We start from the raw sequence: 24,547 nt of genomic DNA, 5'->3' as shown, positions 1-24,547 counted from the left end.
GGAGAGGAACAATATGTGTGGAATCATAGGATATGTAGGCAACCGTGAGGCGGCGCCCATACTGATAAATTGCTTAAAAAAACTCGAATACAGAGGATATGACTCCGCCGGCATCACAATACTCAATGGAAGTATAGACACATACAAGACCGTCGGGAAAATAAGGGAACTGGAGAAGATCATCCCCGAAGAGCTCAAAGGGAATATCGGGATCGGACACACCAGATGGGCCACGCATGGCATCCCAAGCACTACGAATTCCCACCCACATAATTCTGGAGACATATCCATAGTGCACAATGGGATCATCGAGAACTACCTTTCCATCAAAGAGAAACTGCAGCAGGAAGGTTACGATTTTTTGTCAGAAACAGACACAGAGGTTATTGCCCACCTTCTGCACTCAAAATTATATGGAAATGTTAACAACACAGAAAAGACTTGTGACTTCTTCACAGCACTCTGTAGTACACTCCAAGAAGTTGAAGGATCATATGCAATCACTGCCATATGTAGCAGTGAACCTGACCTGATGCTCGCAGCCAGAAAGGATAGTCCCTTGATAATCGGGATAGGAGATAGAGAATACTATGCAGCGTCTGACGTAACTGCTTTCCTCAATCACACAAAGGAAGTAGTTTTTGTAGATGACCTTGATCTTGTTACCATCAGACCGGAAGGAGTGGAATTTTTTGATATCGATGGCAATGTCCTTGAAAAAGAAAAGACCACTATTGAATGGGACATTGAAGCTGCAGAAAAAGCAGGATATGAACATTTCATGCTTAAAGAGATACATGAGCAAGCCAGATCTGTGAATGATACATTCTCAGGCAAGTTATCCGAACTGGATGGTTCCGTGAATCTTGAAGAGCTAAACATATCCGATGAAGAGATCAGGAAAATTGACAGGATCGAGATCATTGCCTGCGGTACATCTTTGAATGCAGGGCTTGTAGGTAAATATCTTTTTGAGAATCTCGCAGGCATACACACCGACGTAGATATCGGATCAGAGTTCAGGTACAGTAGTCCCATAATGAATGAGAACGTCCTTTCAATTGCGATCACCCAATCAGGTGAAACAGCAGACACCCTGGCTGCAATCAGAAGCTGCAGATCTTATGGATGCAATTCGATCGCCATTACCAATGTCGTTGGCAGCAGCATCACAAGAGATGCAAACAATGTTCTTTATACACATGCGGGACCCGAGATAGGCGTAGCTGCAACAAAGACATTTACGGCACAGCTCATCATGCTCTACATACTTGCGATCCGATTTGCAAGAGCCAAGGGGACACTAAATGTAAATGAAGCAAAGGACCTGCTTGTGAACCTAAAGCGCATCCCGGGACAGATACAGAAAATATTGAACCGCAAGGATACGATTCGCGAATGTGCGGAAATGTTCGCAAAAGAAAGTGATTATTTCTTTATTGGAAGACACCTTAATTATCCTATTGCACTTGAAGGTGCTTTGAAGCTTAAAGAAATATCATATATACACGCAGAAGGTTTTGCAGGTGGCGAACTTAAACATGGACCTCTTGCACTTATCGAGGATGGAACACCTGTCGTTGCAATTGCCACAAAAGGACATGTCTACGAGAAGATCCTGAGCAACATCAAAGAGATCAAAGCAAGAGAAGCAAAGGTCATAGCTGTGGCCAATGTGGATGATACTGAGATAGAGAAATATGTGGACTGGGTATTACGCATACCTGCAACAGATGAGTTGCTCTCACCAGTACTATCATCGGTCCTTTTACAGCTGCTTGCTTATTATACAGCCCTAGCAAGAGGGTGTTCCATAGACAAACCGAAGAACCTTGCAAAGAGCGTTACTGTGGAATAAAAATACGGAGCTATCAAATGAAATTATTCGGATCATCCGGCATCAGAGGGATTACCAACAAGGACGTAACGGTAGATCTTGCGCTGAAGGTCGGACTTGCACTTGGAAAGACGAAAGGAACTGCAGTTATTGGACGTGATCCACGGGTTGCAGGAGAAATGATCGAACATGCCGTCATATCCGGCCTCCTTTCATCCGGTTGTGACGTCGTACGCATCGGAATGGTCAGCACCCCCACACTTGCCTATGCATCCAGAGATTATGACTGTGGAGTAATGATTACCGCATCCCATAATCCTGCAGAATATGTGGGAATCAAATTGTGGAATCCTGACGGAATGGCATTTGATTCGTCCCAGCAGGAAGAAATCGAAGACATCATCGAGAACGAAAAGTTCGACCCTGTCAGATGGGACAGGATCGGCAATCTGACCGAAGACAGCAATGCCATCAGGAAACACATTGAGATGATCGTGAAGAATGTGGAAAGGTCATCAAAGCGTGTGATCATAGACTGTGGATGTGGAGCAGGTAGCACGATAACCCCTTACGTCCTGCGAGAGATCGGGTGTGAGGTCATAACGTTGAACTCACAACCGGATGGACATTTCCCTGCACGAAATCCTGAACCAAACGATGCAAATCTGACGTTACTAAAAAAAGCAATGAAAGAGTTCGGAGCAGACATTGGCATTGCCCAGGATGGGGATGCTGACAGGATGATGACCGTGGATGAAAACGGAGACTTCATCACCGGAGATGAAATGCTTGCAATGTTTGCCAGACATGAATGCAAAAGTGATGCCAAACTTGTAGTTCCGGTGGATACATCAATGATGATAGATGATGCACTCCCGGATTCAACAGTTATCCGCACAAGGGTAGGAGATGTCTATGTTGCTGAGGAGATCAAAAGGTCTGAAGCGGACTTCGGAGGAGAACCATCGGGAAGCTGGATATTCCCTGCAATATCATATTGCCCTGACGGCATCTATGCAGCTGCAAAGGTGATGGAACTCATTAAGGAAAAAAAACTTTCAGAGCTGAAGGGTGAACTTCCACATTATCCAACGCGCCGTGGAACTGTCAAATGCGACAATGAAAGAAAGGACGCTGTAATGCAGTTAGTACATTCTGAACTTAGATCTTCCGGAGAGATCACAGATATCGATGGAATACGCGTAGACATGGAAGAAGGATGGGTGCTTGTAAGACCATCCGGAACAGAACCCAAGATGCGCATAACTGCTGAGGCAAGGGAAGGCGTAGACAAACTATACGACATGGTGGAAAATATTGTTAAAAGAGGTTTGGCATGAAAGCGGTAGTACTTGCAGCCGGAGAAGGTACCCGGATGCGACCATTGACATCCAAAATTCCTAAGGTTATGCTTCCGATAGCCAACAAACCGATGCTTGAACATATAGTTGATGCAGCAATAAAAGCAGGTATTGAAGGATTCGTGTTCATTACAGGTTACAATGAAGAAAGAATCAGTGAATACTTTGGCAGTGGAGAGGAACGAGGTATTACTATTGACTACGTTCACCAGAAAGAACAGCTTGGTACAGCCAATGCCATTGGATGTGCAAAAGAATACGTCAAAGACAAGTTTATCGTACTCAATGGAGATGTTCTTGTCAGTTCATCACACATTAGGAGGATGACCGAAAGAAAAGAGGATGCGGTCATCACGGTCAAACATGTGGAAAATCCTTCGGATTTCGGTGTCATCGAGACCAGCGGTGATAACGTTTCCAGAATAATAGAAAAACCTGAAAACCCACCTACAGACCTTGCCAATGCAGGAATATACCTATTCAGAGAATCTATTTTTGAACTTATCGAAAATACCCCACTGTCACCAAGAGAAGAATACGAGATCACGGATTCACTTCAGATGCTAATAGATAGCGATGCCAATGTTGGTTATGAGGTCCTGGAAGAAGAATGGATAGACATCGGCAGACCGTGGGACCTCCTCGATGCTAATGCAGTTCTGTTAGAAGAGATGAAGCCGGTGAGATCAGGTCTTGTAGAACCTAATGCCACCCTAATAGGCGATGTGAGTGTGGGAGAAGGAACCCTCATACGCAACGGGGCATATATAATCGGACCTGTGGTGATAGGAAAAGATTGCGACATAGGACCTAATTGTTTCATACGACCCTCAACAACTATCGGGAACAGGGTTCATATTGGAAATGCCGTTGAAGTTAAGAACTGCATCATAATGGATGATACGAAGATCGGACACCTGACCTACATAGGGGATAGTATTATAGGACGAAAGTGCAATTTCGGTGCCGGAACAAAAGTTGCCAACCTCAGACATGATGGCAGGAACATAAAGGTCAATATCAAGGGAAAGAGGACCGATTCAGGAAGAAGGAAGCTTGGCGTCATCATGGGCGACGATGTCCACACCGGAATAAACACCAGCATAAACGTAGGAACGGTCATGAAAAGTGGAAGCTTTACGAAACCCGGAGAGGTTGTCAGGTGACACAGAACCACTTTTACATTAATAAACGGTGATCTGATTGATAGAAATGCAGAATTTAATAGAACTTGCAAAACAGATAGCTTCCATCATTGAAGAATATGAACATGCACGTGTAATCTCTCATAATGATGCAGACGGCATATCTTCAGCCGCAATCATCTGTCAGGCACTGCTCAGAAAAGGGATACCATACCATCTGACGATCATTGGACGTCTGGATGAAACCATTGCAGAGATGGTAAATGAAACTACTTCTGATGATGATATTGTGATATTCTGCGACATGGGTAGCGGGCAATCAGAGATAATAGAAAAGGTCGAACAAGATGTGATCGTGATCGACCACCACAAGCCAGTCGGAGATTCACCAGCTAAAGCCATGATAAACCCACATATGGTCGGAATTGACGGAGCAGTACACCTGTGTGCGGCCACTACAACATACCTCGTTGCAAAGGCTCTGGATGAAGAGAATATTGACCTTGCAGGACTTGCTATCGCAGGTGCCGTTGGAGATAAACAACTGTTCGAAACTGCGAACAAGGTCATACTGGATGAAGCTGTTGAAGCCGGGATCGTTTCTGTCAAAAAGGGACTGAAAGTGGGCGGCGGCGATGTTGCGGACATACTGGAGAACACACCGGAACCCTACTTAGAGATTACAGGCGAACGTGAGAAGATCGATCAGTTCCTGAAAATGCTTGACATACACGGCAACATTGATTCACTTGATACTGAACAACTGCAAAAACTCACTTCCACAATTGCATTAAAACTTACAAAAACCGCCAGTCCCGAAGCCATTGATGCTGCTATCGGTGATGTATATATACTGAACAGAGAGGTTGTCAGGAATGCCTACGATCTTGTAGCCATCATGAACACCTGCGGTAAACAAAAAGTTCCCGGACTTGCCATTGCACTTTGTATGAAGGACGAGTCAGCACTGGAAGAAGCACAGGACATAACTCTCAAAAGCCAGAAGGCTATCATCGCAGACATTAAGAAAGCAGAAGAGCTCTTGCAAAAGGGTAAGAACATCTACTACCTGAGTGGAAAGGAACTTGAATCCACAGGAATGGTAGCCAGTACAATTATAAGATACGTACATCCGGACATGCCATTCATCGCAATTAACGAAGTCGAAGGCGTTATCAAGATATCCGGGAGAGGAAGCCGTGAACTGGTCGAAAAAGGACTTGACCTTGCCTATGCAATGCGAACTGCAGCATCATCTGTTGGCGGGGATGGCGGAGGGCACAGTGTAGCTTCCGGTGCATCAATACCACTTGGAAAAACAGAGGAATTCATTGCGCTTGTCAATGACATTGTCGGAGAACAGCTGAGCTAATGTGAAAAACTGATGTGAAATTATGAAGATATCCACGACGATCAAGTTCAACAGCCCCGATGCACCTGATATTGCAAGGAAAGTTGCACTTTCACTAAAACCTGACAATCTTACCAACATGGAAACAATGATAGGAAAAGAACAGGCATCCATAAACATAAGAACAGAGAAGATATCATCCATGATCGCGACTGTGGACGATCTACTCATGAACGCAAAGATCGCCGAGGATATCATAAAGGAAGTGGAGGATGAAAATGAGCTCTGAATGGAAAACACTCGAGGATGTTGAAAAGAATATCTTTGAATGTACGGCATGTCCGCTTTCTGAGACAGTAATCAATAAGGTCGTCCGCAAGGGATCGGATAAACCTAAAGTACTATTTATCGGAGAAGCCCCTGGGAAAAATGAAGATGAGACAGGAGTTCCTTTTTGCGGACGTGCAGGGAAGATACTGGACGAACTTATTGACTATGCCGGACTTGAGGATCGCGATTGGGCAGTCATCAATACCATCAAGTGCAGGCCTCCAAAAAACCGCAATCCTAACAAGAAAGAACTTGAAGCTTGTAAACCATTCCTGAACAGGCAGATAGAACTGCTTGATCCCAAGGCAATCATTCTACTTGGCAATACTGCAGAAAAGGCCTTTTGTCCGGATCGTAAGTTAGAATGGGGAATACCGGAAGAGATCAATGAAAGAATAGTTCTCAAACTGTACCACCCAGCTGCTTTGATATATACGCGATCGAGGATAGAGAGCCAGAACGCATACATTGATCAAAATAAACATCTGTTTGAGTAATTCAAATTTTAGTGCATAACCACAACATAGAGTGGCAACTTAATTTATTATATTGCTAGAATAAATTAGAATATGCATGTGTGCACATATGCATATATGGCTATTTGTATGTGTGCGTATGAACATAGAAAACTATACCCTATGCAGATTAGGTGCCTGATGAAATAATCAGAACAGATCTTACTGCAATTTTTATGAATATACCATAGATGATTTCATAAAAAAACAAAGAGCTATACATCAAAAAAGTAAAAAAAATGATGACGTACATTGTACCTGAAATAGATACCATGGACAAAATAAATTTAATTCGTCTACGATTCCAATTTTTGGTTTGCACAGAATATTATTATTTAAAGAAATTCTTCAATTGTTTTCTTAAATTCAATGATATCAATCGGTTTTGAAATATAGCCGTCACATCCAACACTAACAAATTTTTCATCACCCCGCCATTTCCAGGATGGTAAAACCATCATTCCCTTCATTTCATGAGCCGTTATGGCAATGGCTGGAATATCCCTGGTCTTTTCAGAACTTTTGAGTCTCTGAAGAACCTCAAGACCATCCATTTTCGGCATTTGTATATCCATCAGTATGAGGTCAAATTCATTTTTATTAGCAAATTCCAATGCCTGAAATCCATTTTCAGCCTGTGAAACTTTATGTCCTTCTACTTCCAAAAGGTCTACTACAAACTCCCTATTCATAGAATTATCTTCAACAACCAATATGTTTGCCATTTATTGCATACTCCTGAAACGGTATTAATTAATTTATACGGTTATATAATATTAGTTTTTGCTTCTGTCAAATTTATCTTTTCTAATTTAGAATATAATATACAGATATGGTAACAGTAAATCATACGCATAAATTGACACCTAAAAAACAAATGTATAAATGTATTATAACTAACAATTATTTAAATTTTGTTAAACCCACATACAAATAACGAGACCATGGAGCGAACAATATATACTATTGAAATTGATTCAAATGTATTTAGAAGTACTATTGTAGCTTTTGATATTCATGGCGAAAATAAGCAATCCAGAAATAAAAATGACATTGAAAATAGACTGTTCTAAATCAAAGAGTTATTATAAAACTGATAACGTATTAAAGAGTTGATTAAATTACTTTTTGTTAGAAAAATTATTAAATCTGAAGCCTATTTCATAACTGTTTGCTTTAGCAATAAATACAATTAATTCAATCATGACCATAAATGAAACTTAAGAGCCTATTAACACAATAACGGCCAGTTTCAAGAGGAATAACGTATGGAACTTAAATTCAACCTGAAAGGAGCATTCAAGACCAGCGCCGATCCGACCGACGCAAAAGATATTATTGCCCAGTATATCAATGAGGCAAATGAGACCATCCTTACAAAAGGAGCACCAGAAGGACAGGGTGCAAGGATCACAGAATGGAATATTGTTGATAACAGTGTCGAGGTTTCTATAGAATCAGGAAGGTTCGTCAGGGCACATGACGCAATAATCCGTCTCAGGAAACCCCTTGCAGGAAAGCTTGGGAAAGAGTTCCACATAGGCATTCGTGGAATCGATGTGAAAGAATTCACCATTGAAATGCCTGCAGAAGAGAAAATTGACAATATAAAGATCCCACACGTAAGCAACATCACAAATGTTGAAGGCGGCATAGTCCTTGAGCTTGAAGTCGGAGAATCCGAGCTTGAGAACCGTATCCCTGACAGGATACTGACCCTTATGGAAGAAAAGGTCAGGGCAAAGGATTACGGTGGCAAAGCAGAGCACTGGCAGGTCCTCTGGGAAAGTGAAAAGAAGGAACACACATTCCATGGCGATCCAACACAGGAAATGATGAAAGAAGGATGGATCAAACGAGGAGCAAGCCGCGGACAGTGGATCCATGGCCCGCAGTCCACAAAGATGTTCAGGACCTTCGAAAGGATCGTTATGGAAGAGCTCCTTGGACCTCTGGGATACAGGGAAATGATCTTCCCGAAACTGATCCCATGGGAGGTCTGGCAGAAGTCCGGGCATGCAAAAGGCGTGTATCCTGAGATCTACTACGTCTGCCCTCCAAAGACAAGGGATCCTGAGTTCTGGGAAGAGGTCTCTGATCACTACAAGGTCACACATGAGGTGCCCACTGCACTTATCAAAGAGAAGATCGGCGATCCTATCGGCGGCCTGTGCTATGCACAATGTCCTCCATTCTGGATGTACCTGCAGGGAGAAACGATCCCTACTGAGGACTTCCCGATAAAGGTATTTGACAGGTCCGGCACATCACACCGATATGAGAGCGGTGGCATTCATGGAATGGAGCGCGTGGACGAGTTCCACCGTGTGGAGATCGTATGGCTTGGTACAAAGGAACAGGTTGTGGCAACTGCAAAGGAACTGCATGAAAAGTACATGCACATCTTCAATGAGATCCTTGACCTTGAATGGAGAAAGGCATGGGTAACCCCATGGTTCATGGCACAGGAAGGTCTTACAGGCCTTTCAGAGCAGGGTGAAGCAGGTACCACAGACTATGAAGCACCACTGCCTTACAGAGGAGAGGACGGCGAATGGCTTGAGTTCCAGAATGTCAGTATCAACGGTAACAAGTACCCATCAGGATTCAATGTGAAATCCCAGTCAGGTGAAGAACTATGGTCAGGCTGTTCAGGTGTGGGACTTGAGCGCTGGGCATCAGCATTCTTTGCACAGAAGGGGCTTGATCCCGAAAACTGGCCAGAGGAGTTCAGAAAGAGAGTCGGTGAAATGCCAAAGGGAATTCATTTCCTCTGATACCCCTTTTCATCGTACCGATTTATTTATATAGAGACATGTACAGTATTGACCCGCTATTAATAACCATTCACACGGGAATTATAACGGTCAGAATCACGAACATCAAAACTTAATTAGATCAATTTATTGATCAAAAACAACTATCACAATAATAAGGAGGAATTGCTTGGCAAAAAAGAGAGTACAAAGGAAGCTGGATAAGTGGAAATCAAAAGAGTGGTATAACATCGTTGCACCAAAGTTCATCGGTAGCAACCATATCGGTGTAACCCCAACTGACGAACCGGAGAAACTTCTCGGTCGTATTGTGGAGACCACCGTTGGTGAACTCACCAACGATTTCTCAAAGCACAACATCAAACTCAAACTTGAGATCGATAACGTAACCGGTGATGTGGCAAACACAAGATTCATTGGCCACGAGATCACAACCGATTATCTGCGTTCCATCGTAAAGCGCCAGACTTCCAGAATTGATGCAAATCTCAATGTCAAGACAAAGGATGGTTACAAGATAAGGGTCAAACCTATCTGCTTTACAGTCAAGAGAGCAAGGACAAGCCAGATCAAAGGCCTCAGGGATGTCATGACCGAAACAGTAGTAAAACGAGCATCAGAACTCGACTTCGAGCAGTTCGTAGAAGAAGCTATTGTCGGTAAACTTTCCGCAAACATCTACAGGAAATCAAAATCCATCTACCCACTGAGAAGGGTAGAGATCAGGAAGACCGAAGTTCAGGTAGTCCCACCACACGCAGTAGCAACTCCAGTAGTTGAAGAAGCTCCAGTAGTTGAAGAAGCTCCAGTAGTTGAAGAAACTCCAGTAGTTGAAGAAGCTCCGGAAGTTGTAGAAACACCTACAACTGAGGAATGATCTTTTAAAACATAATGGTGACCCATCGGTCACCGTTAACATCTTTTTTAACAATATTCATTTTCAATTAGCTTTAGCTAGGCTTGCAAACGTATGTGCAATGCAGGAATATCCATTTGCTCCAAGATGAAGCAAGTGACCCCGATCATCAATTTGAGAACACACTTTCAGCTAACCAGCCCATATTGCTAAAATAAAAAGAGAAATGGCTGGTTAACCCAGCCTTATAGAAGGATCCAGATCCAGAATTGCAACTTTACTTATGTGTGAAGTATGCAACAACGCCATCATCCACTGAATCGATCTTGCAGAAGCCAAACCTTTCAAACTGGACAACATTGTTAAGCTCTTCAACAACCTGCTTCTCGCCAACACCTGTGAACTCACCATGTGGTGCCAGCACCTTTATAGCGATGTTGCCCTCAGGTGCCCAATGGATTATGCGCATCTTCCTGGTTTTAGCATCTTCCATGGAGTTTCCAATGCAACGACCTTTCAGCGGACTTACAGATGTAACCTCAATATTATAAAGATCCTTCAAACGCAGGACATCACCTTCTTTGACAGACCCTACATCATCATTGCAGACAAATACATTTGATCCGACATTGATGCTACGCCTTCCCCTTTCTTCAGTAGGATGCAATGAAGGTTCCACAACACAGGCTTCTGCATTTTCGATCTCAAGTTCAACAGGATCCCACACGAAGAAATACCTGTTAGCAACAGGATCAATGATCTTCCTGTTCTCTGCGTATAGAGTGTCCATACTGATACTGACATCGGTTTCACCCACACCCATTTCGATCATGAATTTACGGATCGCTTCAGGCTTGATACCACGTCTTCGGAGTGCACGCAGTGTTGGAAGTCTTGGATCATCCCACCCTGAATACTCCCCTTCCTCTATTGCCTGCCGGAGTCCGCTTGTACTGAACTTGCCGAACTCATGCACCTTGATACGGCCCCAGTGAGTAGTCTTTGGATAGTCCCAGCCGAAATAATTATAGATATAACCCTGGCGCTTCTCACTGTCCATCAGGTCCTTACCCCTGATAATATGGGTCATGCCAAGCTCATGGTCCTCAATAGCACCTTCAAAGTCAAGCAAAGGCCAGACCACATATTTGTCACCGATCTCAGGACGTGGGTGAGGGGTCTTGACAATCCTGAAAGCACCATAATCACGAAGTGCAGGATCCTTGTGCTTGATATCGGTCTTTATTCTGACCACTGCAGCCTTTTCCTCATATTCGCCTGCAAGCATCTTATCCCAGTGTTCAAGGTTCACCACAGGACTCTGGCCACGATGAGGGCAGGGTTCCTTGGCATCCTTGAACTTCTTGAAGTCACCGCCTTCACAGAAGCAGACATAGGCATGGCCCATCTCAATAAGCTGCCTTGCATAATCATAATAGACCTCCATCTGATCTGATGCAATTACCACCTGATCCGGTTTTGCATCAAGCCATGTGCAGTCCTCGATGTACCAGTCATAAGCCTCAAGCATCGGACGCTTGGTCTGTGGGTCCGTATCATCGAAACGAATGATGAACTTGCCACCATACTTCTTAACATATTCAGAGTTTACCACAATGCCACGGGTACTTCCAAGTGTAGGAGGACCATTGGGGTTTGGTGCAAAACGCATGACAACGTTCTCACCCTCTGCAACGTCAAGAGGTTTGAGCCCTTTATCAGGCACTTTTTTCGTGTTAAGCTCCTCGATAAGTTCAGGTGCTATCGCTTCAAGGCGGGATTGCCACTGCTCAGGACTCTCTTTTGAAACCTCGTCCAGTATCTGCTGGATGATAGGTCCAACATCCTTTGCAAGAGGACGCAGATGAGGACACGAGCCCATAACACGCCCCATAACAGCTCCAAGCTGAGGGGTCTTTCCATATTTTACAGCGTTTTGAAGCGCAAATTTCTCTATAGTAATCTTATCTTCATCAATCAGGGTCATCTAAAATCCCTCGTAGGATCAAATAATTTTTAGTCTATAATGTATGAATTTAAAAACAGATGAATATCAGAGCCTGTCACCCAGATCGCTGATCAGATTCACCTTTTCCAGAATACTGCCTATATTCTCATTGAACTTTACAACGAACTCTTCTGCCATGTCCCCCGCCATTGCACCGTGTGATGAAGGCTTGATAAGATGTTCCTGCTCCAGTACACGCAACGAATACCTTACCTTATGAGTTGGCATTCCTGTCTCTTCGGCTAACTTCAATATGCCAATAGGTCCTTTTTCAACGACCTTCTGGAGAACGATCAAATGCCTTTCAGTAAGCTCGAGTTCCCTGTTGATCTGGTCAAATAGCATTATACAACCTCATTCATCAAAGTACCAATTCCTTCGATCTTAACTTCCACAATGTCACCACGTTCCAGCTCGCCTACTCCCGGCGGAGTACCTGTCGCGATCACATCACCGACCTCAAGGGTCATGATGCCGGATATGAACTCGATCAGGTATGGAATATCAAATATCAGATTCGATGTGCTTGAACTTTGCCTGACCTCACCGTTCACAAAACTGCTGACATTAACATCAGAAGGATCAAGTTCCTCTTTTGGAACAATGAACGGACCTAAAGGTGCAAATGTATCAAAGCTCTTGGAGCGTGTCCATTGGCCATCTTTTTGCTGCAGGTCACGAGCTGTCACATCATTAAAGCAAGTATAACCTGCAATAACATCCATTGCATTATCTGAGCTGATGTTCCTGCACTTTTTCCCGATCACAACGGCCAGTTCTGCCTCATAGTCCACGCGCTGACTCATGGCAGGATAAGCAATTTTACCACCAGGGCCGATCAACGAAGAGGAAGGCTTCATGAATATTACAGGCTCTGTAGGAATCTCCATATCAAGTTCAATAGCATGATCAACATAGTTCAGACCAATACATATAATCTTAGAAGGAGTTGCAGGAGGAAGTAAAGAAAGCTCGGATAGCTCAAATGTCCTGCCCTCATGGTCCATGGATGTAACGAGCTCCCCGCTGACACTACCATAGAAAACATCATCACCGTGTTTGAATCGACCTATCATAATTGCACATTCTCTATTCTGGTTGTAGTTAAGAACAGAATTGTAGTATAAATTATTTGTTAAACATTCCCCATTACCTGAAATCGGATGAGAACAGCGGGGAATTCCGGAAGAATATAACATGAAAAATAAATATATAAAATATATTTCCCAATATTATATTCGATGAGTGCGAAGGGTAACGACTTTGGGACCATATATGGCAAGAAGAACTACGATATTTTCGCAACGTTGCTGGGATTCGAGTATTCCTTCTATGAAAGAGCCGCATCAGAGATGCCAATTGAAAAAGGAATGAAAGTGCTCGATCTTGGATGCAGTACTGCATCACTCGATCTTGAAAGAGAAGAGAAGATGGAACATAACGGAAAGATCCTGGGAATCGACCTCTCAAATAACCAGCTTGCTTATGCCCATTCAAAAATAAAAGAAGCTTTCAGAGTACTGATCAGAGGCGGATATTTTGTCCTGATAGACTGTGCACGACCACGATTTTCAATAACCAGTATGATGCTGCTGCCATTCTTCATGTTCAAGACCAATGAAGATAACTGGAACAATGCTTATGTGGATATCTGTGAAGAGAACTCCATGACCCTGAAAAGAGAAGCCTATCTGAAATCATACATCAGATGCCAGATCTTCAAAAAGCAAGTTTAAGCCGCAGACTCGTGCTGCGACTCTTCAAGATCTTTTTTGTAAACGATGGTCCTGTATGGGAATGGTATCTCAACTCCTTCAGCATCGAACCTTTTCTTGATAGCCTCTTTCAATTCACAACCAGTGCTAAATGCAACTGAACGGTCATGAACCCACACATATAATTTGAGATTCACTGCGAAATCACCCAGTTCTGTGACAAGCACAGAGATCTCTTCACCATTTAGTGTATTAGGCAGATAATGCAGGAGTTGTTCATAATTCATGACCTTTGGATGTTTACGAGCCTCAGCGATCATTATACTGCGTGCAAGATCGATATCTGAATCATAGCTTATCCCGATCTCAACTGTCCAGTTAACGGAAGGGTCATCAATGGACCAGTTAATGATGGCCTCATCACTTATGATATGATTAGGAATGTTCAGCCTCCTGTTGTCCCATGTCCTGATCTTTGTATAACCCAGCGTGATATCCGTCACACGACCATATTCATCATGTATGGTCAGCAGGTCACCTACACGAAATGGCCTGAAGGTTGCAAGGGAAATACCTGCAATGATATTGGAAAGCGTGCTCTGGGCAGCCATACCAATAACAATACCTGCAAATCCTGCCCCTGCAAAAAGGGCTAGGGACAGGTCACGAAGGCTTTGATTGCTAAAAACGATCACAAGGAAACCGGAGAAATAGACTAGCGCAACTATTATTCGTCTTACAAGCCCATAAGTTGTCTCATCGATGTTCATTTTCTTGCTGGCCAATACAAAATATGCCTTTAGCAACCGATCTATTAGCTTAGCTAACAGGAAGGTCAATATTATGACCAGAACGGAAAAAATTATCGCAACATCCCATGAGAGCCAGGAAGGGATAAGATCCAGAATACCCATAGAATATCATTAGGCACAGATAATATACATATTTGACTATTGGCAGTAGATAAGATCAGGCAAAAGTCACTTTTTAAGCCAGATATATACTTTGAATTTAAGATCCGGCACATAACCAAGTAATTACATCCTACTGTATAAGTAGAACAAAGCAAAGAGCACAGTGACACCAAGGATCAGAAAACTGATGGTGAAGACCAGAAGTGTCCTTTGAAGCCTTTTTTCTTCATCTGTCAGTTCCCGGATGTTATTTTTATGTTTCTTTTCAAGTATAGATCCTATAGCACTTCCAAAGCCTATTCCAAATACAGGACCAAGAGCAATACCAAGTCCGAGATTTCCGGTTAAGATGCCTGCACCAAGACCCAGCGGCACACCAAGCAGGAGACCAAGGGCAATACCCCTTCCAAGCCAGTAGCCTTTGGGATACATTACTGAGCCCTGATCAGTGTCAGAGTTATTCTTTACACCGATCCCAAGCAGAATAACCGCAATTAATACTAAAACAGCAAATAATCCCAATATAAGTAGAAATGCCATGGATACATGATAAGACTGACTGATATAAGCATTTGCGGTAGGAACTAATACATCAAGAACTGTAGCAAAATTGTTCAAATCTAGAATAATAGCGGTCTTACATATTTACGAAGACCTTGCCATCCTCTACTTTGAGCTCGTATGCTTTCTGGTCACCACATTTGCCTGAAAACGTCTCAACTAAAAAACCTGCGCCCCTTTTGACCTTCCCCGAAGTCACATCATAACGGCACCTGTGAACAGGACATATGACAAGGTTATCCCTGAGCCTTCCTTCGACCAATTTGCCACCCATGTGATTGCAGATGGCATCAAGACCATAGAACTCCCCTTTCAGGTTAACCACCAGAACCTCGTTACCCCCGGCTGTGAAGCTCCTCATTTCCCCTTCCGGCACATCAGTTGTACTGCATAGTTCTATATATTCCGCCATGATAGATCACCCCCTTAATTATTTGTGGCATCCGTATAAGAACATTCCCCCGTCCAAAATATATGAATTACATATTATGTATTTATACAAGGATAAAATATACCACAGTGACGTTAATTATTACATAAAGTACTTATCTTCAAGATCCAATTTTTATACATTATTTTTCTGCTAAAGGGGGTTTTAGCATAATAGAGAAAATAAAGAGGTCAGAAGAGGAGTGGAAAAAGCTACTGACACCTGAACAGTATGCAATTTTAAGGGAAAAGAGAACGGAAATGCCGTTTACAGGGAAACTGTTGTCAAACAAGAAAAAGGGAACATACAACTGTGGTGCCTGTGGCCAGGTCATATTTGCATCAGATAAGAAGTTCGATTCACAATCCGGGTGGCCAAGCTTTTACGATGTGATCTCCAGTGATCGTGTGGAACTTGTCACTGATGATAGCCACTTCATGCACCGGATAGAAGTGATCTGCTCCAATTGTGGAAGCCACCTGGGACATGTTTTTGATGACGGTCCGGAACCCACAGGGAAGCGTTATTGTATAAATTCTGCAGCCCTGCAGTTCGGGGAAGATGAATAAAAAACACATCGAGAGAATGGTGAGTAACAATGATGGAAAAAGCCACATTTGCAGCAGGATGCTTCTGGGGAGTGGAGGAAAACTTCAGCCGGATAAAGGGAGTAACATCAACAAAAGTAGGATACACAGGCGGTTTAATGGCAGATCCCGGATACTATGATGTAGCCACAGGAACCACCGGACACGCCGAATCCATAGAGATCATTTTCGATCCGGATATAATTTCATACGAAGAACTGCTGGAAGTGTTCTGGAGCATACATGACCCCACCACAAAGAACAAGCAGGGACCTGATATCGGCACACAATACAGGTCTGCGATCTTTTACCATGATGAGAAGCAAAAAAAAGCTGCCCTGAGTTCAAAGAAAAAGCAGGAAGAAAGCAAAAGATATGATAGCGATATAAAAACCGAAATAGTCCCGGCTTCAATTTTTTATCCTGCAGAAGAATATCATCAGAAATACTTCGAAAAGATGAGATCAAGATAATTTATTTCAAAAAAGAAAATGGAAAATAATGGAGAATAATAAAAAGACTATGAAATAAAGGAGTTTCCGGATCACCGGAAATTCCCTTTACTTCAAAAGAGGTTTACATAAGATGCAAGTCTGAGGAAGGCCATAAGAGCAATGGACACGGTAAGTGTGGCAATGAATGCACCTTTGCCATCAACATTAAGTCCTCTAGCAGTCCATTCAAGAATGTTGTCTTCGTCGTCCATCATGGAACCTTCGTAGTATGTGTCCATTTCTTATTTCCTCCTATTTTTATGAGTGATGATTAATTGTCATGATTAATCATTTCACACATATATAATGATTAATCGTTTATTAAGGTTTCTGTTGCAGACCTCTGAGATGAGGATGTATTAGATATGAAGTGTATCAGGATTACAAACAGATATGATCAAACCACAGCTATTCTTGGATCCTGACCCACATTATTCAAACAAGGCTGGCATAAGATGCAAAACGTAGGAAGGCCATAAGGGCAATTGAAACTGAAAGAGTAACAATGAATGCGCCGTTGCCATCAACATTAAGTCCTCTAGCAGTCCATTCAAGAATGTTGTCTTCCTCGTCCATCATAGAACCTTCGTGGTATGTATCCATTTGTTATTTCCCCCAATTTTAGTTTTTACTTGTTGTGTAGTCAATGATTAATTATCACGATTAATCATTGCACACATATATAATGATTAATCATTTATTAAGGTTTCTATTGCCATCCCAAGCATATAGCCCAACAATCCAATATCAGAATGAGATCAAACTCCCATAAACACAAGGAATCGAGGACATGGACAATAGAGTAGAGCAGTAATCAAAAAGCAAGGGCCACCACAAAGAAAGATCATCGAGAAATTAAGAAATATAATTCTGAATACATGTCCTGACATAAAGGAAGAGCTCAAAATGGGCATCCTCCGTTATGAAGGGAAATATTACCCCGTGGGCCTCAAAGATCATGCGAACATTGGTTTTTCAATTGAAGAAATGTCAGAAGATGAAAAGAAACTTTTTGAAGGTACAGGAAAAACAATGAAACATATCAAGACATTTTCCCAGAAAGAGATAAACGAAGAAGAGATCGTAAAGCTGCTGAAAGTGATAAAGAAAGATTAAGCTGAGAATCAAATGAATGAAATAGAGAAATCAATAAATGAATAAATAAACAACCATTGGGCAAGCCATTGAAAATATAATAGATATGTTTATGTAAAACATCATTATAAATTTCTGCTATGAATAAACTGACAACATCTGATCAGACATTTCTGGGTTTGATAGTGTTAATGCTGCTTGGCAAGGCCACATGGGAATACTTTGATGTTAACCATCCCATCGTGCAACAATGGACAGGCACTTGGTCAGTGATCATTACAGTAGCAGTTCTCGGAGCCATATGCATAAAACTTGCCGGAAAAGCAGGTTTTCCAGAGATATGGGATAAGAGCATCACGAACAAACAGAGGTTCACAATACCAATAGCTCTGGGAGTTAGTTTTTCTATAATAGAGATACTCTTTGGGTTAGCCCTTCAATTGCCCAATATTCATGTGGGATTTCCATACTCAATTCCCGTTTACCTAAGCGGAGGAATCTTTCTTGAGATATTATACCACCTTGTCCCGGTAGTAGCTCTCACATGGATGATCTCGACAGTTGTGTTAAAAGGAGAAAAACAAACTCAGGCATTCGTATCAATTGCGATCATTGCAAGCCTGTGGGAACCCATCATGCAGATTATGGGGATGTCCCAGATGGGGATGCTTACAAGCCCATTCTTCGCAGGAGGGGTGTTCATATTCATTTTCGCAGGCAACCTGATACCGATCACGCTTTTCAGAAAGTACGGATTCCTGGCACCTGTGGTCTGGCGTCTTGCAGACTACAGCATCTGGCACGTGATCTGGCCAATGATATACTACTGACATAATATCAATAGTATTACAGGACAAGATCAATACCAAAATTCTAAGATCACAACGATTTTCTGTCTGATCTCATGACAAGATCCTGTTGGCAAGCCAGGGAGATATTGCGGTTACAATAAGCACAAGCAACCAGATGCGTCCTTGGAGAAAATTGTAATCATGTAGCAGGCGTTCCCATGAATGACCTATGACAAAATGCCCGAAGAGGAATTCAAAGGATATTGTCAGGAATAACCACATCAGGCCTACATATATGAACTGCACAGGAATTCCGGCCACTCCCGAATATTTCAGGAAAACATAGGTAACTGCAAATATGACCGTGCTGAAGATAACCGAACTTATCTGGTGTGCAAGAAGTTCGCCGGCATAAGGCGCATAAAGACCTCTTAATGTACCATTGATTATTGCGAGGAATACAAAAAGCACCCAGACAGCAAGGGCGTAGAAGTAAAGAGTAGAAGACATAATATGAAATTTATACACAAATAATAAAAACTTAATTCATTATTAAAAATAGACAGCCCATTGATCCCTCTAATGAGCCGAAAAATAAATGATCGGAATTAACCGATCAGACCATATATCTTCATCACGAGAGGCATAATTGCAAGAGAGATCTTTGTTCCCATACTCGCATCCTCAGAGGCCTCAATGGTAATAAGACCGGCATCATATGCCTGCCTGAACGTGTCCCCAGGAGTTTCTGAATCCAGAAGTGCTCTTGCAGTATCCTCGTTTGTGGTCACGAGGATCGTTTCAGCAAAAGGCACACCATCCCAATTGTAGTCATCATCCAGTTCACTCCACCTGCCAAAGTCAACAACTGAAGCATCTGAATCAGTGACCGCTACAACCTTCATAGTGACACCACTTTCAGTGACGAACGGACCGGGACTAAGAGTAACATCAAACTCTGGACCCCCCGTAGTCTCGTCTTCAGCATTGTTCATATAAACAGCAAGAACGACATGTTGATCCGCAAGAATTCCCCTCAGAGTCCCAGGTACCTGATCAATTTTCTCATTGTATTCAGGTACTGCTGCATCCATATCATCGAACAGATCTGCACTCGCAGGCACCATTAAAAGCATAGCCACAAGCACCATTGGAATAATTAATCTTGATTTCATGTATAACACCCCAATAGATAATTAGTAAATAAATGGATTTTAACTTAACCCATATTTAAAAGATAAAAGAGGTGGTGAGAGGATAAGGCAAAGTCGTCCGGAAAAGGTATTATGGGCTCTACAAAAATAGATATTCCACCAGTAATAAAATAGAATTGATTGAAAGGAGATAAATCTACATAGATCATAAAGAGAAATAAAAGATAATGGGAAGCTATAAACTATATTAATAATAATTACAGATACAAAAAAGTAAAGTATACTTGAGCTATATTATTTATATTCGTTAGATATAATTATATATTGAAACACACAATATAGTGTATTAGGGCATGACACGGTTGGAAAAAGATTCAGATGAGTGGGGGCTCATCTTTTCACATATCACGATTGATTCTTTGATTATTTGGAAAAACGAAAAACGTTATGGAGATTCAACCTCACAAACAACATGAGATTTGAACCAAAATGATAACTTTACTAAATTACCACCTGGTGATTCGAATTTAAAATGGTGCGGGGGGTGCGATTCGAACGCACGAACTCCTACGAGACAGGGTCCTAAGCCCTGCGCCTTTGGCCTGGCTGGGCAACCCCCGCAAACAGAAACAATCTGTAAACTCATTTTTTATATTTAATCTTATGCAATGGATGCGACAGGATATATTTCCCATGCAACCATATCGCAGCCCGCACAGTTCTCAATTAAAAGATTCAGTCGAAGCTTGTTTGAGGGATCTTACTTCCTTTAAGAACATGACCCCCACAACCAGGAACATCAGATATATACCGAGCGGAGCTGCCATCCAGACACCAATAAGACCGTATTGTTTCGGCAAGATGAACAGTAAGGGGATAATGAAGATGAAGATCTTACCGAAATGAATGAACAATGACGGTTTTATCTTGTTCACGGACTGGTAATAGACAGCGGAGGAGATTATGATACCTTCAACGATTATTCCGAAAATGAATATCCTCATACCTTCAACAGCGGTCACCAACAACTCCGGATCATTGCGGTTGAAAAGCTGGATGATCGTTTCCGGGAACATGTATAGTATGATAAATCCTGAAAGACCTACCAAAAAACAGGATAGCATTGCCATCCTGATCGCACTATAGACGCGGGCATAGAGTTTTGCACCGTAATTGAAACCGATTATTGGCTGGACACCTGCAGAGATGCCCTCGAATATCATGTAGAAGATCGCGAACGAATATTCGATGACACCATAGGAAGATACCGCGACCTCTGAGCCGTATTTCAAGAGCATGTAATTATAGCTCAACACAAGCACTGCGAGAGATATCTGCATGACAAATGCAGGAAAACCGGTCTTTAATATACCGGCAATTATTTTCATATCAGGACTGATATCTGAAAGATGAAGTCTCAAATTTGCATAGCTACTGAAGAAATATGCCGTGAAGACAGCAGCAGAAGCTACAAAAGCTACCACCGTAGCAATAGCTGCACCCTGCATGCCCATCCCCCAGCGCATGACGAAAAGGTAATCAAGAACAATGTTGACCAATGCACTCGCCACCATGACCTTCATGGCGAATGAAGGGCGTCCATCGTTGCGCACAAGAGAATCGAGACCGATACCTGCAATGAGACCGAACGAACCTATGAACATGATACGAAGATAGTCGTTGGCCATATCAAAAACAATCCCACTGGCACCCACCATCCTAAGCAATGGTCCAGTAAAGAATATGCCTAAAATGGCAAAGAACGTACCTACCACAGCTATTAAAGGCAGCATGTCGGAAGCTATGCGATGAGCACGCTTCTTGTTACCCTTTCCAAGCTCAATGGCCACAAGTGAAGCACCGCCAGTGCCGATCAGCAAAGCTGTTGCCACCATGCCAATAAGCAAAGGATAGACGAGCGTCACTGATGTGAGCCCAAGAGTGCCGACGCCATTGCCGATGAAAAAGCCATCAATGGTAATCTGAACGCCACTGATAATGAAACCAAAGACAGCAGGGAGTGCAAATTTACGAAATAGCTTCCCAATACTTTCAACTGCCAGTTCATCTTCACTCATTTCTCACGACCCACTTCAAGATTGGAAGTTATCTTTCCCCACAAACCTGCAAAGACCTCGAACTCATCATCGTTGAGTATTTCCTCGATTTTTTCAAAGAATAGATCATCAGCAGATCTGCTCAGTTCGATCACTTCATTTCCTTCTGCAGAGAGGGTCAACTTTACCACACGTTTATCGCTGTTCGAGCGTTCGACCTCCAGCAGACCCATATCAACAAGTTTTCTGACCATATTGCTTGCAGAAGGTTTCTTAACATCCATTGCAGATGCAAGCTCTGATATTGTAGGGTTCACGAGTGATCGAACCTCCCTAAGATACAATAAAGAAATAAAGCTCACATCGGCATACTTCTCAAGCTTTTCATTAGTATTAAGGATCTTCTGGTAGTATTTATCGAGCTTTTCAAATGAAAGTTGTGCGGGCATTATGATTAGTTAGTCTAACTAATATTTAATCATGATGGGGAGTCACCGGGCAAACAAGAACTTGATACATCTATGAAGATCCTCAGACATCAGCAATCTGACTTGCTGACTTGAACATGAACAATGCCATTTCCCGCTCCTTGCTGTGGTCAACAATAGGTTTTGGATAGTTCAGGACCTCTAACCAACCATCCTTTTCCAGCTTGTGAATATCCGGTGATTCAACATCTGCAAGCTCCGGGACCCACTCTTTGATGTATTCACAATCCCTGTCGAACTTCTTCTGCTGACGCCAGGGATTGAATATCCTGAAATATGGCTGGGAATCCGCACCTGTTGAAGCAGCCCATTGCCAGTTCCCATTGTTCACACAAGGATCATAATCCACCAGTTTACTTGCGAAATAGCGCTCACCCCACCTCCAGTCTATGTGAAGGTCTTTTACAAGGAAGGAAGCTACGATCATCCTCACACGATTATGCATGTAGCCAGTGCTGTTAAGCTGCCTCATCCCTGCATCCACAATGGGGAAACCTGTGTTTCCCGAACACCATGCTTCGAATAACTTCCGGTCATTGATCCACTCAAGATCATCGAACTTTCTTTTGAATGCATGTCTGAAGACCTCAGGGAACTCAAAAGCAAGTTGTGTGAAAAAATCCCGCCAGTACAGTTCACTGATTAGTATGTGATCCCTGCCAAGTTCATGAAGGACCGAATAATAGAACTCCCTTATGGAGATCGTACCCAGCTTGTTGTGTGCAGAAAGGCCGGTCGTCCCCCTTATGTAAGGCAGATCACGTTCACGACCATAGTTCGAGAACTCAGAAAGAGACTTCAGGACGGGCAGGGCATTGCTTCTCCCACCATGTGTAAACAGTTGATCATTGTTCTCAGGAAGCGAGCCTTTCAAAAAAGCTACATCTGAAACAACATAGACCTCACCTGCCCCGAGACCCCCGGTGTAAAAATGATCAGTAATGTCTTCACTTGCACCATTTAACATTGAAGGAGTAAGAACATCCCATTTCGAGGCCGACCGGAAGAACTGTGTGAATACCTTGTACGGAGTACCCTGTTTAGTACGCACGGTTCCGGGCTCAGTGAGCAGGCAATCGTGGAATTGAAGCAGGTCAACATTCCTATTATTGCACAAACTTGCGATTACTTCATCCCTTTTAAAACTGAAAGGAGTGTAATCATGGTTCATGAAGATCGCATCAATACCGGCCCTTTCCAGAAGGTTACCGATCACATCTTCCGGAAGACCTGAAAAGAAGTACAACCTGCCACCCACAGCTTCCAGTTGCTCCCTGAGGTCGTCAAGCGATTCCAGAAGGAACTGAAAGGCATTGCTGTTGAAGTTCTTCCTAGAAGGATCGCTCAGACGAGGATCGAAGACGAAACAAGGGATCACCTCTTCGGACATATCAAAGGCTGCAAGAAGAGCAGTGTTGTCATCGACCCGCAAATCCCTCCTGAAAACAAAGAGAGAACGCTGGAAGCGGGACATTACTCGATCTCCACTGCAAGTTCATTCTTCATAATAAGAGGTGGCACCCACGGTGGATTGTACCTCATGAGGAAGACCTCGCCTTTTGTATCCAGGCCATTCTCGGAGATCTTTTCCTCAAGTATGGCCCTGTGCGATTCAATTTTAGAATCTGTGACATAGCCGGAGAACTTGATCGCCACAAGTTTTCTTGGAGGCACATCATGGATCAGAATATCGTCATCCATAGGAGTGGGTGCATTTTTAGAATCATAACCTTCCGGCAGCACGAAGGACATATGCATAACATCCCCATCCTGCCTTGATATCACAGGAGCTGTCATCGCTATCTTTGTATTTTGTTCATTCTTTCCAAATATGTAGCCGGAGAGTATCCTGAAACCAGAGTTCGAGCCACCTGCGTCTGCAGAGATGAAAGTATTCCCTTCATACTGCCTTATCTCAACACCACCGCCAAGCTCTTCGATCACTGTATAATTAACCTGTTCAGTACCCATAGATATCCTGACCCCCATCAGGAACCAGATTGCAACAAGTACCAACAATGTTGCCACTATCACAAATACTGCCCCCTTATTTTCCATGATAATATATGGGGCAGATAAGT

General features: G+C 42.8%; 28 protein-coding genes and 1 tRNA gene. 13 read left to right on the top strand and 16 right to left on the bottom strand.

Annotation, left to right across the window (positions count from 1 at the left end; translation table 11 throughout):
- Window positions 1-13: 13 nt before the first annotated feature.
- From glmS to LI82_RS04945, 6 genes are read left to right on the top strand one after another with little or no spacing between them, the layout of a single operon-like run.
- The gene (gene glmS / locus LI82_RS04970; protein ID WP_048193801.1) at window positions 14-1,858 is read left to right on the top strand and encodes a glutamine--fructose-6-phosphate transaminase (isomerizing); all 1,845 of its coding nucleotides are present in this window, start codon (window positions 14-16) and stop codon (window positions 1,856-1,858) included.
- A 17-nt stretch (window positions 1,859-1,875) separates the two neighbouring features.
- Window positions 1,876-3,177 carry a phosphoglucosamine mutase gene (gene glmM, locus LI82_RS04965; RefSeq protein WP_048193800.1) on the top strand — a complete coding sequence of 434 codons (1,302 nt, stop codon included), beginning with the start codon at window positions 1,876-1,878 and terminating at the stop codon, window positions 3,175-3,177.
- A complete protein-coding gene (glmU, locus tag LI82_RS04960) occupies window positions 3,174-4,364 on the top strand; it encodes a bifunctional sugar-1-phosphate nucleotidylyltransferase/acetyltransferase (RefSeq protein ID WP_048193799.1) in 1,191 nt (396 codons plus the stop codon). Before glmM ends, glmU begins: the two co-directional genes overlap by 4 nt.
- Window positions 4,365-4,401: 37 nt before the next feature.
- On the top strand, window positions 4,402-5,715 hold the full coding sequence (locus LI82_RS04955) for a DHH family phosphoesterase (protein ID WP_048193798.1): 1,314 nt from the start codon (window positions 4,402-4,404) through the stop codon (window positions 5,713-5,715).
- A gap of 22 nt (window positions 5,716-5,737) precedes the next feature.
- Window positions 5,738-5,983, top strand: coding sequence for a KEOPS complex subunit Pcc1 (locus tag LI82_RS04950; protein ID WP_048193797.1), 246 nt, complete (start codon window positions 5,738-5,740; stop codon window positions 5,981-5,983).
- Window positions 5,973-6,521: a uracil-DNA glycosylase gene (locus tag LI82_RS04945; RefSeq protein ID WP_052402733.1), complete on the top strand. Its 549-nt coding sequence runs from the start codon at window positions 5,973-5,975 to the stop codon at window positions 6,519-6,521. The genes LI82_RS04950 and LI82_RS04945 overlap by 11 nt, the downstream gene beginning before the upstream one ends.
- Window positions 6,522-6,874: 353 nt before the next feature.
- On the opposite strand, the gene LI82_RS04940 is transcribed toward LI82_RS04945, so the two are convergent.
- Window positions 6,875-7,264, bottom strand: a complete 390-nt coding sequence (locus LI82_RS04940) for a response regulator (protein ID WP_048193795.1) — start codon at window positions 7,262-7,264, stop codon at window positions 6,875-6,877.
- Window positions 7,265-7,807: 543 nt separating this feature from the next.
- Between LI82_RS04940 and LI82_RS04935 the strand changes: the two genes are divergently transcribed.
- Both LI82_RS04935 and LI82_RS04930 read left to right on the top strand, forming a co-directional pair.
- On the top strand, window positions 7,808-9,316 hold the full coding sequence (locus LI82_RS04935) for a serine--tRNA ligase (RefSeq protein WP_048193794.1): 1,509 nt from the start codon (window positions 7,808-7,810) through the stop codon (window positions 9,314-9,316).
- Between the two features lie 169 nt (window positions 9,317-9,485).
- The gene (locus LI82_RS04930) at window positions 9,486-10,193 is read left to right on the top strand and encodes a 30S ribosomal protein S3ae (protein ID WP_048193793.1); all 708 of its coding nucleotides are present in this window, start codon (window positions 9,486-9,488) and stop codon (window positions 10,191-10,193) included.
- 256 nt (window positions 10,194-10,449) lie between these two features.
- Here LI82_RS04930 and LI82_RS04925 read toward each other — a convergent pair whose 3' ends face one another.
- The 3 genes from LI82_RS04925 to LI82_RS04915 all read right to left on the bottom strand — a co-directional run bounded on the left by LI82_RS04925 (window position 10,450) and on the right by LI82_RS04915 (window position 13,256).
- A complete protein-coding gene (locus tag LI82_RS04925; protein WP_048193792.1) occupies window positions 10,450-12,159 on the bottom strand; it encodes a glutamate--tRNA ligase in 1,710 nt (569 codons plus the stop codon).
- Window positions 12,160-12,225: 66 nt separating this feature from the next.
- Window positions 12,226-12,525 carry a hypothetical protein gene (locus LI82_RS04920; protein ID WP_048193791.1) on the bottom strand — a complete coding sequence of 100 codons (300 nt, stop codon included), beginning with the start codon at window positions 12,523-12,525 and terminating at the stop codon, window positions 12,226-12,228.
- Window positions 12,525-13,256: a fumarylacetoacetate hydrolase family protein gene (locus LI82_RS04915; RefSeq protein WP_048193790.1), complete on the bottom strand. Its 732-nt coding sequence runs from the start codon at window positions 13,254-13,256 to the stop codon at window positions 12,525-12,527. The genes LI82_RS04920 and LI82_RS04915 overlap by 1 nt, the downstream gene beginning before the upstream one ends.
- A gap of 165 nt (window positions 13,257-13,421) precedes the next feature.
- Between LI82_RS04915 and LI82_RS04910 the strand changes: the two genes are divergently transcribed.
- Window positions 13,422-13,916, top strand: coding sequence for a class I SAM-dependent methyltransferase (locus tag LI82_RS04910; RefSeq protein ID WP_048193789.1), 495 nt, complete (start codon window positions 13,422-13,424; stop codon window positions 13,914-13,916).
- Here LI82_RS04910 and LI82_RS04905 read toward each other — a convergent pair.
- The 3 genes from LI82_RS04905 to LI82_RS04895 form a co-directional block, all read right to left on the bottom strand.
- A complete protein-coding gene (locus tag LI82_RS04905) occupies window positions 13,913-14,809 on the bottom strand; it encodes a mechanosensitive ion channel family protein (protein ID WP_048193788.1) in 897 nt (298 codons plus the stop codon). The two genes, LI82_RS04910 and LI82_RS04905, sit on opposite strands and share 4 nt — an antisense overlap.
- 123 nt (window positions 14,810-14,932) lie before the next feature.
- Window positions 14,933-15,349 carry a hypothetical protein gene (locus tag LI82_RS04900; RefSeq protein ID WP_135607281.1) on the bottom strand — a complete coding sequence of 139 codons (417 nt, stop codon included), beginning with the start codon at window positions 15,347-15,349 and terminating at the stop codon, window positions 14,933-14,935.
- Window positions 15,350-15,446: 97 nt separating this feature from the next.
- Window positions 15,447-15,782 carry a Rieske (2Fe-2S) protein gene (locus LI82_RS04895; RefSeq protein WP_052402731.1) on the bottom strand — a complete coding sequence of 112 codons (336 nt, stop codon included), beginning with the start codon at window positions 15,780-15,782 and terminating at the stop codon, window positions 15,447-15,449.
- A gap of 188 nt (window positions 15,783-15,970) precedes the next feature.
- Here LI82_RS04895 and msrB point away from each other — a divergent pair, with 188 nt between their 5' ends.
- Together msrB and msrA are read left to right on the top strand one after the other, a co-directional pair.
- Window positions 15,971-16,369, top strand: a complete 399-nt coding sequence (msrB, locus tag LI82_RS04890) for a peptide-methionine (R)-S-oxide reductase MsrB (protein ID WP_048193786.1) — start codon at window positions 15,971-15,973, stop codon at window positions 16,367-16,369.
- 32 nt (window positions 16,370-16,401) lie between these two features.
- Window positions 16,402-16,860 carry a peptide-methionine (S)-S-oxide reductase MsrA gene (msrA, locus tag LI82_RS04885; protein WP_048193876.1) on the top strand — a complete coding sequence of 153 codons (459 nt, stop codon included), beginning with the start codon at window positions 16,402-16,404 and terminating at the stop codon, window positions 16,858-16,860.
- A gap of 92 nt (window positions 16,861-16,952) precedes the next feature.
- Here msrA and LI82_RS13055 read toward each other — a convergent pair whose 3' ends face one another.
- Both LI82_RS13055 and LI82_RS13050 read right to left on the bottom strand, forming a co-directional pair.
- Entirely contained in the window at window positions 16,953-17,120 is a 168-nt protein-coding gene (locus LI82_RS13055) for a hypothetical protein (protein WP_160174946.1), read from the bottom strand.
- A 196-nt stretch (window positions 17,121-17,316) separates the two neighbouring features.
- Entirely contained in the window at window positions 17,317-17,484 is a 168-nt protein-coding gene (locus tag LI82_RS13050) for a hypothetical protein (RefSeq protein ID WP_160174945.1), read from the bottom strand.
- 210 nt (window positions 17,485-17,694) lie between these two features.
- On the opposite strand from LI82_RS13050, the gene LI82_RS04880 reads away from it, so the two are divergent.
- On the top strand, window positions 17,695-17,997 hold the full coding sequence (locus LI82_RS04880) for a DUF1801 domain-containing protein (protein ID WP_081955735.1): 303 nt from the start codon (window positions 17,695-17,697) through the stop codon (window positions 17,995-17,997).
- 119 nt (window positions 17,998-18,116) lie between these two features.
- Entirely contained in the window at window positions 18,117-18,806 is a 690-nt protein-coding gene (locus LI82_RS04875; protein ID WP_135607280.1) for a hypothetical protein, read from the top strand.
- Between the two features lie 72 nt (window positions 18,807-18,878).
- On the opposite strand, the gene LI82_RS04870 is transcribed toward LI82_RS04875, so the two are convergent.
- The 7 genes from LI82_RS04870 to LI82_RS04840 all read right to left on the bottom strand — a co-directional run bounded on the left by LI82_RS04870 (window position 18,879) and on the right by LI82_RS04840 (window position 24,524).
- Window positions 18,879-19,277: a hypothetical protein gene (locus LI82_RS04870; protein ID WP_048193783.1), complete on the bottom strand. Its 399-nt coding sequence runs from the start codon at window positions 19,275-19,277 to the stop codon at window positions 18,879-18,881.
- A gap of 98 nt (window positions 19,278-19,375) precedes the next feature.
- Window positions 19,376-19,942 (bottom strand): hypothetical protein, encoded by a 567-nt coding sequence (locus LI82_RS04865; protein WP_048193782.1) that lies wholly within the window; start codon window positions 19,940-19,942, stop codon window positions 19,376-19,378.
- A gap of 512 nt (window positions 19,943-20,454) precedes the next feature.
- Window positions 20,455-20,542: transfer RNA gene (locus LI82_RS04860), tRNA-Leu, on the bottom strand.
- A gap of 101 nt (window positions 20,543-20,643) precedes the next feature.
- Window positions 20,644-21,999 carry an MATE family efflux transporter gene (locus LI82_RS04855; protein WP_048193781.1) on the bottom strand — a complete coding sequence of 452 codons (1,356 nt, stop codon included), beginning with the start codon at window positions 21,997-21,999 and terminating at the stop codon, window positions 20,644-20,646.
- On the bottom strand, window positions 21,996-22,427 hold the full coding sequence (locus LI82_RS04850; protein WP_048193780.1) for a MarR family winged helix-turn-helix transcriptional regulator: 432 nt from the start codon (window positions 22,425-22,427) through the stop codon (window positions 21,996-21,998). The genes LI82_RS04855 and LI82_RS04850 overlap by 4 nt, the downstream gene beginning before the upstream one ends.
- 82 nt (window positions 22,428-22,509) lie before the next feature.
- A complete protein-coding gene (locus LI82_RS04845) occupies window positions 22,510-23,940 on the bottom strand; it encodes a cryptochrome/photolyase family protein (protein ID WP_048193779.1) in 1,431 nt (476 codons plus the stop codon).
- The gene (locus LI82_RS04840) at window positions 23,940-24,524 is read right to left on the bottom strand and encodes an SOUL family heme-binding protein (protein WP_081955734.1); all 585 of its coding nucleotides are present in this window, start codon (window positions 24,522-24,524) and stop codon (window positions 23,940-23,942) included. The genes LI82_RS04845 and LI82_RS04840 overlap by 1 nt, the downstream gene beginning before the upstream one ends.
- Window positions 24,525-24,547 lie beyond the last annotated feature (23 nt).

Source organism: Methanococcoides methylutens (genome assembly GCF_000765475.1).
Taxonomy (GTDB): Archaea; Halobacteriota; Methanosarcinia; order Methanosarcinales; family Methanosarcinaceae; genus Methanococcoides; species Methanococcoides methylutens.
Note: the sequence above shows the minus strand (reverse complement) of the source record. Positions and strands in the feature narration are given on the sequence as shown.

Bases quoted from the DNA above. Each gene is read 5' to 3' on its own strand.
- glmS (WP_048193801.1), top strand. From the start codon at position 14: ATGTGTGGAATCATAGGATATGTAGGCAACCGTGAGGCGGCGCCCATA.
- glmM (WP_048193800.1), top strand. From the start codon at position 1,876: ATGAAATTATTCGGATCATCCGGCATCAGAGGGATTACCAACAAGGAC.
- glmU (WP_048193799.1), top strand. From the start codon at position 3,174: ATGAAAGCGGTAGTACTTGCAGCCGGAGAAGGTACCCGGATGCGACCA.
- LI82_RS04950 (WP_048193797.1), top strand. From the start codon at position 5,738: ATGAAGATATCCACGACGATCAAGTTCAACAGCCCCGATGCACCTGAT.
- LI82_RS04945 (WP_052402733.1), top strand. From the start codon at position 5,973: ATGAGCTCTGAATGGAAAACACTCGAGGATGTTGAAAAGAATATCTTT.
- LI82_RS04940 (WP_048193795.1), bottom strand. From the start codon at position 7,264: ATGGCAAACATATTGGTTGTTGAAGATAATTCTATGAATAGGGAGTTT.
- LI82_RS04935 (WP_048193794.1), top strand. From the start codon at position 7,808: ATGGAACTTAAATTCAACCTGAAAGGAGCATTCAAGACCAGCGCCGAT.
- LI82_RS04925 (WP_048193792.1), bottom strand. From the start codon at position 12,159: ATGACCCTGATTGATGAAGATAAGATTACTATAGAGAAATTTGCGCTT.
- LI82_RS04920 (WP_048193791.1), bottom strand. From the start codon at position 12,525: ATGCTATTTGACCAGATCAACAGGGAACTCGAGCTTACTGAAAGGCAT.
- LI82_RS04915 (WP_048193790.1), bottom strand. From the start codon at position 13,256: ATGATAGGTCGATTCAAACACGGTGATGATGTTTTCTATGGTAGTGTC.
- LI82_RS04910 (WP_048193789.1), top strand. From the start codon at position 13,422: ATGAGTGCGAAGGGTAACGACTTTGGGACCATATATGGCAAGAAGAAC.
- LI82_RS04905 (WP_048193788.1), bottom strand. From the start codon at position 14,809: ATGGGTATTCTGGATCTTATCCCTTCCTGGCTCTCATGGGATGTTGCG.
- LI82_RS04900 (WP_135607281.1), bottom strand. From the start codon at position 15,349: ATGGCATTTCTACTTATATTGGGATTATTTGCTGTTTTAGTATTAATT.
- LI82_RS04895 (WP_052402731.1), bottom strand. From the start codon at position 15,782: ATGGCGGAATATATAGAACTATGCAGTACAACTGATGTGCCGGAAGGG.
- msrA (WP_048193876.1), top strand. From the start codon at position 16,402: ATGGAAAAAGCCACATTTGCAGCAGGATGCTTCTGGGGAGTGGAGGAA.
- LI82_RS13055 (WP_160174946.1), bottom strand. From the start codon at position 17,120: ATGGACACATACTACGAAGGTTCCATGATGGACGACGAAGACAACATT.
- LI82_RS13050 (WP_160174945.1), bottom strand. From the start codon at position 17,484: ATGGATACATACCACGAAGGTTCTATGATGGACGAGGAAGACAACATT.
- LI82_RS04875 (WP_135607280.1), top strand. From the start codon at position 18,117: ATGAATAAACTGACAACATCTGATCAGACATTTCTGGGTTTGATAGTG.
- LI82_RS04870 (WP_048193783.1), bottom strand. From the start codon at position 19,277: ATGTCTTCTACTCTTTACTTCTACGCCCTTGCTGTCTGGGTGCTTTTT.
- LI82_RS04865 (WP_048193782.1), bottom strand. From the start codon at position 19,942: ATGAAATCAAGATTAATTATTCCAATGGTGCTTGTGGCTATGCTTTTA.
- LI82_RS04855 (WP_048193781.1), bottom strand. From the start codon at position 21,999: ATGAGTGAAGATGAACTGGCAGTTGAAAGTATTGGGAAGCTATTTCGT.
- LI82_RS04850 (WP_048193780.1), bottom strand. From the start codon at position 22,427: ATGCCCGCACAACTTTCATTTGAAAAGCTCGATAAATACTACCAGAAG.
- LI82_RS04845 (WP_048193779.1), bottom strand. From the start codon at position 23,940: ATGTCCCGCTTCCAGCGTTCTCTCTTTGTTTTCAGGAGGGATTTGCGG.
- LI82_RS04840 (WP_081955734.1), bottom strand. From the start codon at position 24,524: ATGGAAAATAAGGGGGCAGTATTTGTGATAGTGGCAACATTGTTGGTA.